The following is a 7551-nucleotide window of genomic DNA, read 5'->3' as shown; positions in this document are numbered from 1 at the left end:
TCCATTTTTCTGGTCCACTGCAAATACTTGTAATTCGTTTTTAGTTAATTTAGCTGATTTAATTTTAATGGCGATTTTTTCAGCTTTAATTTCTCGCATAAATATTTGTTCAGGAGTTAAAAAATATTGTTCTCCTAAACTATTAGATATTTTTTCTTCATTATCTTCATCAATAACTAAATATTCAATATCTTCATTACTATATTGATTAGCTAATTCATTATATTTAGCTACATGACTTTTAATCCCATCTGTTTTACGAATTAAATCACGCATTTTATTTTGTGCTTGAATATAAAAAAAAGTAATAAAATTACTTAAATTATTACGATATTTTTTTATTGTGTCATCTAAACATAAATAACCTTCTTGAATTAAATCATTACGCTCTAACATTGGAGGTAATTTAAATTTCCTTGCTATCTGTCTAAGAGGTTTTTCACATAATTCATAAATCTCATCACGTAATTTAAGATTTTGCGAATCTAATAAAAAAGCTTGAACTTTTATTTCAAGTTCAGTATTTAAATTATTTAACATTTTTTGACCCTTTTAAAACAAAAAAAATCGATATTTAATATCGATTTAAATAATTAATTTATTTAGTTTTTAAAAAGTCCAAAGTTTTGAAACATTTCGAGTGATTATAGTTTTGATTAATAAATAGGAGGAGGAACTTTAAGTCGCTATAAATATTGGAAAATAGGACCATTAGAAGTACCAAAAGAAAAATTATTTATTAAATTTAACTATATGATAAACAAAAAAAATATTTTGTCAAATTTTTTATTAAAATTAAATTAATTATTTTTTTTAGTTACTATATAATTAAATTTATAAAATATTTTTTATTTTTTGTGCTTTATAATGGTTATAAAAAGTAGGTTGTTCAAATTATTAATAAATTAAAAATTAATTTTTATATTTTATATTTTTTTCTGATTTGTTCCTCTAAAAAATTATAAATTTCTAAATTCTTTTGTAAAAAAATTTTAGCATTTTCTTTACCTTGTGCAATATTTTCGTCTTTATAATTATACCATGCACCATTTCTTTTAATTAAATTTAAATCTACAGCTAAATCTAATATTTCTCCTATTTTTGAAATACCTTTTCCATAAATAATATCTATTGTTGCTGTTTTAAAAGGTGTTGAAACTTTAGATTTAACTATTTTAATATTACTTTTAACACCAATAATTTCATCATTATTATTTTTAATTTTTTCTGCTGTTCTTCTAATATCTAAACGCAAAGAACAAAAGAACTTTAATGCTTTTCCACCTGTAGTAACTTCGGGATTACCATAAAAATTTCCTACTTTTTCTCTTAATTGATTAATATAAATTACAACAGTATTAGTTTTAGAAATTATACCTGATTGTATCCTCATTGCTTTTCCCATCATTCTTGCTTGCAAGCCTACATTAATATCTTTCATTTCTCCCATTAGTTCTGATTCTGGCGTTAAGGCTGCTACAGAATCAATAACTAATAAACTTATACTACCACTTTTAATTAAAGATGTAGCTATATCTAAAGCTTTTTCACCACTATCTGGTTGCGATAAAACAAGTTCATCGATGTTAACACCAATAGCTTTAGCATATTTCGAATCTAAAGCATGCTCAGCGTCAATAAAAGCGACATTGCCTCCTAATTTTTGAGCTTCTGCAATAGCATGTAAAGTTAAAGTAGTTTTACCTGAACTTTCGGGTCCAAAAATTTCAATAATTCTACCTTTAGGATAACCACCAATACCTAATGCAATATCTAAAGACATTGAACCTGTTGGAATAGTTTCTAAATTTTGATTATTATTAGAATTTAATTTAAAAATACTACCTTTACCAAATTGTTTTTCCACTTCTTTTATAGTTTCTTCTAAAATTTTTAAATTATTTTCTTTTTTGTCATTTTCTTTTTTATTATTTTCTTTTTTATTATTTTCCATAATATTCTCCTAATAATATTTTATATTTGTCGTTCATTGTATTAATTATAATAAATATTTTAAAAATTATTTTTAATAATATAAAAATTTTTTATTAAATAATTTATTCCAGAAATTAAAGTCAAAATAACTATAATTAATAGTAAAATTATTATTTCTTCTTTTTTTAAATAGCTTTTAAAATAAATTGATTTAAATAATAAAAATCCAATAATTATAAAAGTAAAAGCAGTTTTGATTTTTCCTAATAAAGAAGCTTCAATAATATAATTTTTTTCAGAAGCTAATAATCTTATTCCTGTTACCAAAAAATCTCTAATAATTATAATCATTATAACCATTATTATTATTGATTTTATTTTTATAATATCTGAATATATTTCTTCATTCATTTTATTTCCAGTAACATCATATATTTTGTATAAAAAAAAGAGGGAGTTTATAACTAATAATTTATCCGCTATAGGGTCAAAAAATTTACCAAAATGAGTTTTTTGTTTAAATTTTCTAGCAAAATATCCATCTAAAAAATCTGTTATTATTGCTATAATAAAAAAAATTTGAAATATTATAAGTATAATTTGTGGTTTATTGTCTTTTAATATTAAAGAATTATCATTTAAACCTAAAAAAAAAGACATAATAATAATTAAAATTATTCTCAAAGTAGTGATTGAATTTGCAATCATTTATATAAGCACTCCATTTATTCAAATTTTTTAAAAATTAAATTATAAAATTATTTTGATAAATAATATATGTTACTTTTTATCTACTTAATATATTTTAACATAATAGAATAAAAAAAATTTTATATTAAATTAAATCATTTTAAAAAAAATATTAAATATTTATTAAATTTAATATTTTGAATATATTTGATTTTTTTTTTTTTATTTGTTAAAATTAAATGTGAAATGAAATAAATATCTACATATGTATTTATTTTATATATAGTCTTTATAAAATTTATAAAAATAAAATTGTAGGAAGTGAATCTTGTGGCAAATATTAAGCAACAAATTAAACGTAATAAAACTAATGAAAAACGTAGATTAAAAAATGTTTCTTTTAAATCATCTGTAAAAACAGCTGTTAAAAAATTAAATAAAGCAATTGAAAATAAAAATAAAAAAGAAGCTTTATTATTATTAAATTTATCATATAAAAAATTAGACAAAGGTATTTCAAAAAATATATATTCTAAAAATTTTGTTTCTAGACATAAATCTAATTTATCTAAATTAGTTAATAATATAAATTAATAAATTATTTTTTTCACAATTTTTTTAAATATAATTCAAGGGTTAATTATGTTAAATTTAAAATTTATTATTAAAAATATAGAAGAAGTAATAAAAAAACTTAATACTAGAACAGGTGATTTTTCATATTTAAATAAATTACTTATTTTAAATATTAAAAAAAAAAAAATAATAGTTAACATTGAAAAATTAAGATATCAAAAAAATAAAATTTCTAAAGAAATATCTATTTTAAAACAAAATAGAAAAAATATTGATAATATTTCTAAAAAAAGTATATTTTTAAAAAATGAAATTCATATTCTTGAAGATGATTTTAAAAAAACAAATTCTGAAATGTTAGAAATTTTAAAAAATATTCCTAATTTACCTCATGAATCAATAATTTTATTTTCAAAAAATAACAATAAAATAAATTTTAAAAAATATTTATCTCCTAAAAAATTTAATTTTAATATTAAAGATCATGTCACATTAGGAACAAATTTAAATATTTTAGATTTTGAGAGAGCTTCTAAAATTACTGGAAGTCGTTTTATTGTATATAAGGGATTAGGAGCGCGTTTAGAACGTTCTTTAATGCAATTTATGATGGATTTACATAGTGAAAAAGGTTATATAGAAATAATTCCACCTTTTATTATTAATGATATATCTATGTTCAGTACAGGACAATTACCAAAATTTCAAAATGATAGTTATCGATTAGAAAATAGTAATAATTGGTATTTAAATCCTACTGGTGAAGTGCCAGCTATTAATTTGCATCGCAATGAAGTTTTATCTCAAAAAAATTTACCATTAAATTATGTTGTTTTTACAACTTGTTTTAGACAAGAAGCAGGTACTGCTGGAAAAGACACGCGAGGTATTTTAAGACAACATCAATTTAATAAAGTAGAGTTAATCAAATTTACCGAACCCCAAGATTCTTATTTGGAGTTAGAAAATATGTTACAAGACGCAGAAACAGTTTTACAAAAATTAGAATTACCTTATCAAGTGGTTATGTTACCACCTCATGATTTAGGTTTCAGTGCTTCTAAAACTTATGATATAGAAGTTTGGTTACCTGGTAGCAATAGTTACCGTGAAATTTCTTCAATCAGCAATACAGAATCTTTTCAATCCTTCAGAGCTAATATTAAGTTTTATTCTAAAAATGAAGAAAAAAATAAATACGTGCATACTTTAAATGGTTCTGGTTTAGCTATAGGAAGAACATTAATTGCTATTTTAGAAAATTATCAAAATGAAGATGGTACAATTACCATACCTAAAGTTTTACGTTCTTATATGAAAACTGATATAATTAAATAAAAAAAATATGCTATTAAACATATTTTTTTATTCAAAATTATTAATAATTTTTTTTTGTATTTTTTTAAAATAATCTGCATTTAATTTATTATTTTTATTAAAATTAAAAATAATTTCTTTTTCATTAAAACGTGGTAATAAATGCACGTGAAAATGAAAAATTGTTTGTCCAGCGATACTACCATTATTATTAATTATATTTAAACCTTTAGTTTGAAAAGTTTTAATTAAAGTTTTACTTATTTTTTGCACTATTTTAAATAAATGTAAAAATATATTTTCGGGAACTTCTATAATATTAGTATATTCTTGTTTGGTTACAACCAAAGTATGACCTTTAGTAAACTGATTTATGTCTAAAAAAGAAATTATTTCATTATCTTCATAAATAATATAACTAGGGATTTTTCTACTAATTATTTGGCTAAAAATAGTATTATTGTTTTTGTTGTTCATTTTATTATTTTTATCCTTTTTTTAATTTAAAATTTTTATAATATTTAATTTTTAGTAAATTGTTTTGTTATATTTTTAAAATTACATTTAGCAATTTTTTTTAAAATATTCATTCCATATTTTTCATATATAAATTTTATTTGTTTATCAACTTCCACTGAAGCACCTAATTTTAATTTTATTCCTATTTTTTGACTTAAAGAAAATATATTTTTTAAAAAAGCATAACGCGCAATCATAGAAGATACAGCTACACTAATATGAATTTTTTCTGCTTTATTACAAAAAAATATTTTTTTATAAACTTTTTTTTCATTTTTTAAATAATTAAAATAATTTTTAGAACTAGTAAATTTATCTAAAATAACGTTAACATTTTTTTTTATTTTTATTAAATTTTTTAAAATCATATCATTATGTAATATAGCTTTAATTTTATTCAAATTAAAACCTTTATTAGTTAAAATATTATATTTATAAGGGTTTATAGAAATTAAAGAATAAGTTATTTTATCTATAATTTGAGGAACTAATTGAATAATTTTTTCATCTGTTAATTTTTTAGAGTCTTTTATATTAAGATTTTCTAAAAATGAAATATTTTCTTTAGTTACATAAGAAGAACAAACTACTATAGAACCAAAAACATCTCCAGTTCCTACTTCATCTGAACCAATAGCACTATAATCTTTTATATTTAATATTTCTTTTATATTTAATATTTCTTCTTGAATATTTTCACCATTTATAAAAAAAGTTCCGTTATTATAAGCTGTCATTTTTGTGTTACCTTTTTGTAAAAAAAAATAAATATTATTATTATTAAATTCTTTTTCTATTAAAAAAGATTTATAAATTTTTTTTAATTTTTTTAATTGTGATACGTCAAATGTAAAAGAATAATTTTTCATATTTAACTTTTACCCCTTTTTTATATTGTATCATACAATTAATATTTAAAATATAAAAAATACTATTTTTAAAATAGTATTTCAAAATATTAAACATTTAATTTTTTAAACATATTTTTTTCTTATCTTCTTCTAAATTAAATAAATCGTATGGATTAATATATAATATTTGTTCTTCAGCACTATAATAAGTTTTTATTTTTTTATCTTTTATAATAGAAAAATGAATATCTTTTATATCTTTTTTCATATCTTTCAAATATGTTACAATTTCTTCATGTAATTTCAAATTAATTTTTTCTTTATTTATATGATTATTTTCATTACTTTCATTATTTTCATTTTCTATATTTGATTTTAAATTATTAATTTTTTGTTTTATTTCCATTTCGAATAATTTTTGTTGTAATTTATTTTCCATATCTTTTATCATTAATTGTTGTTCAATTTTTTGAAAATTTAATTTTTGTTCTATTTCTAAATTACGATAATAACTATTATCATTTTCTTTTGATAATAATTCTAAAGTTTTTATTTCTATTAATGATAAATTGTTGTTAAAATTATTTGGATCATTTTTATTTTCTAAATATTTTAAATTTATATCTTTATTTTTTTCATTTTTACTTTTAGATTTCCATTGTATAATAAATAATTTCCATATCATCTTTAAAAAAATACATAAAAATTTATATAAAGTTCCTAAAAAAAATATAATTATAATTAAAATTATTAAAGTAGCTATAATATTGTCTTTTAACTGATCCAATATATTTTTTAATTTTAAAATAATATTATTATCATTATTTATATTAATTCAACCTACTTTCTTTATCAAAATGAATTTTAATTTTAATTATATTTTTTTTATTCTAAATTTATAAAAGTAAAAGTTAATTTAAAAATTTAAACTAATACACTCTACATTATACTATAATCTTAATAAGTTTACATGATTTTAAGAAACTAAATTAAAAATTGAAGAGTAAAAATGAATGTTTTATAAATAATAAAAAATACATAAAAAAATATAAAAATGTATTAATAATTAAATATATTATAAATAATATATATTTTTATAAAGTTTAATAATTTATGCTATAATAATTTATAATACTAAGAAAATTTATTTGTATAACCAATTTTTAGTATTTATATTTATACTTGTTTAGTATTAAAATTCTAGTGATATTATTATATTGTATTAAAATTAAATATTAAAATAAAAAATATAACAAAATACAAAAGGGTACCATAAATACAATTTATATGAATAATTTCAGAAAAATTTTTTTAATTTTTTCTTTAGTCGTTTTTTTATTACTTTTTTATTTATTTTTTGGACAAAAAATAAAAACAATTTTTTTCAAAGATGATTCAAGTAATTTATCTTCAGAAGAAAGTATTTCAGATAATGTTGTTAATAATAATAACGAAAGTAACGAATTTTATTCACAATCTCAAAAATATATTTCAAAAAAAAAGAGAGAGATTTTTAATTCAGCCTTTAGTTATTTTGCATCTTATATAAAAAATTACTTTACAAATAAAACTGATAAGATAAAACAAAATAATTCTTTAGTTAATGAAAAAAAAGTTATTTCAAAAAATGAAAATACAAATAATGATAATAATGCAAAAAAAG

The 7551-nt window shown here is 18.5% G+C and carries 9 protein-coding genes; 3 read left to right on the top strand and 6 right to left on the bottom strand.

Translation table 11 applies throughout. The annotated features are described in order from the left end of the window. The 3 genes from ACLHHF_RS02165 to pgsA all read right to left on the bottom strand — a co-directional run. Positions 1–540 (bottom strand): sigma-70 family RNA polymerase sigma factor (locus ACLHHF_RS02165; RefSeq protein WP_411308195.1); only part of this gene is annotated, 540 nt, incomplete at its 3' end. Positions 541–919: 379 nt separating this feature from the next. Next, positions 920–1954, bottom strand: coding sequence for a recombinase RecA (gene recA / locus ACLHHF_RS02160; protein ID WP_411308194.1), 1035 nt, complete (start codon positions 1952–1954; stop codon positions 920–922). Between the two features lie 59 nt (positions 1955–2013). Beyond that, a complete protein-coding gene (gene pgsA / locus ACLHHF_RS02155; protein WP_411308193.1) occupies positions 2014–2643 on the bottom strand; it encodes a CDP-diacylglycerol--glycerol-3-phosphate 3-phosphatidyltransferase in 630 nt (209 codons plus the stop codon). Positions 2644–2955: 312 nt separating this feature from the next. Here pgsA and rpsT point away from each other — a divergent pair, with 312 nt between their 5' ends. Beyond that, positions 2956–3219, top strand: coding sequence for a 30S ribosomal protein S20 (gene rpsT / locus ACLHHF_RS02150; protein ID WP_411308192.1), 264 nt, complete (start codon positions 2956–2958; stop codon positions 3217–3219). Between the two features lie 48 nt (positions 3220–3267). Further along, complete coding sequence (serS, locus tag ACLHHF_RS02145; RefSeq protein WP_411308191.1) at positions 3268–4539, top strand: serine--tRNA ligase; 1272 nt, start codon at positions 3268–3270, stop codon at positions 4537–4539. A 27-nt stretch (positions 4540–4566) separates the two neighbouring features. On the opposite strand, the gene ACLHHF_RS02140 is transcribed toward serS, so the two are convergent. From ACLHHF_RS02140 to ACLHHF_RS02130, 3 genes are all read right to left on the bottom strand, one after another. Next, positions 4567–4995: an HIT family protein gene (locus ACLHHF_RS02140; RefSeq protein ID WP_411308190.1), complete on the bottom strand. Its 429-nt coding sequence runs from the start codon at positions 4993–4995 to the stop codon at positions 4567–4569. Positions 4996–5039: 44 nt separating this feature from the next. Next, a complete protein-coding gene (gene rnhC / locus ACLHHF_RS02135; RefSeq protein ID WP_411308189.1) occupies positions 5040–5906 on the bottom strand; it encodes a ribonuclease HIII in 867 nt (288 codons plus the stop codon). Positions 5907–6003: 97 nt separating this feature from the next. After that, on the bottom strand, positions 6004–6675 hold the full coding sequence (locus tag ACLHHF_RS02130) for a hypothetical protein (protein WP_411308188.1): 672 nt from the start codon (positions 6673–6675) through the stop codon (positions 6004–6006). Between the two features lie 500 nt (positions 6676–7175). On the opposite strand from ACLHHF_RS02130, the gene ACLHHF_RS02125 reads away from it, so the two are divergent. After that, the coding region (locus ACLHHF_RS02125; protein WP_411308187.1) for a hypothetical protein at positions 7176–7551 on the top strand (376 nt) is incomplete at its 3' end.

This window comes from Candidatus Phytoplasma pyri, from assembly GCF_046600495.1.
In the GTDB taxonomy this organism is placed as follows: Bacteria; Bacillota_I; Bacilli_A; order Acholeplasmatales; family Acholeplasmataceae; genus Phytoplasma; species Phytoplasma pyri.
Note: the sequence above shows the minus strand (reverse complement) of the source record. Positions and strands in the feature narration are given on the sequence as shown.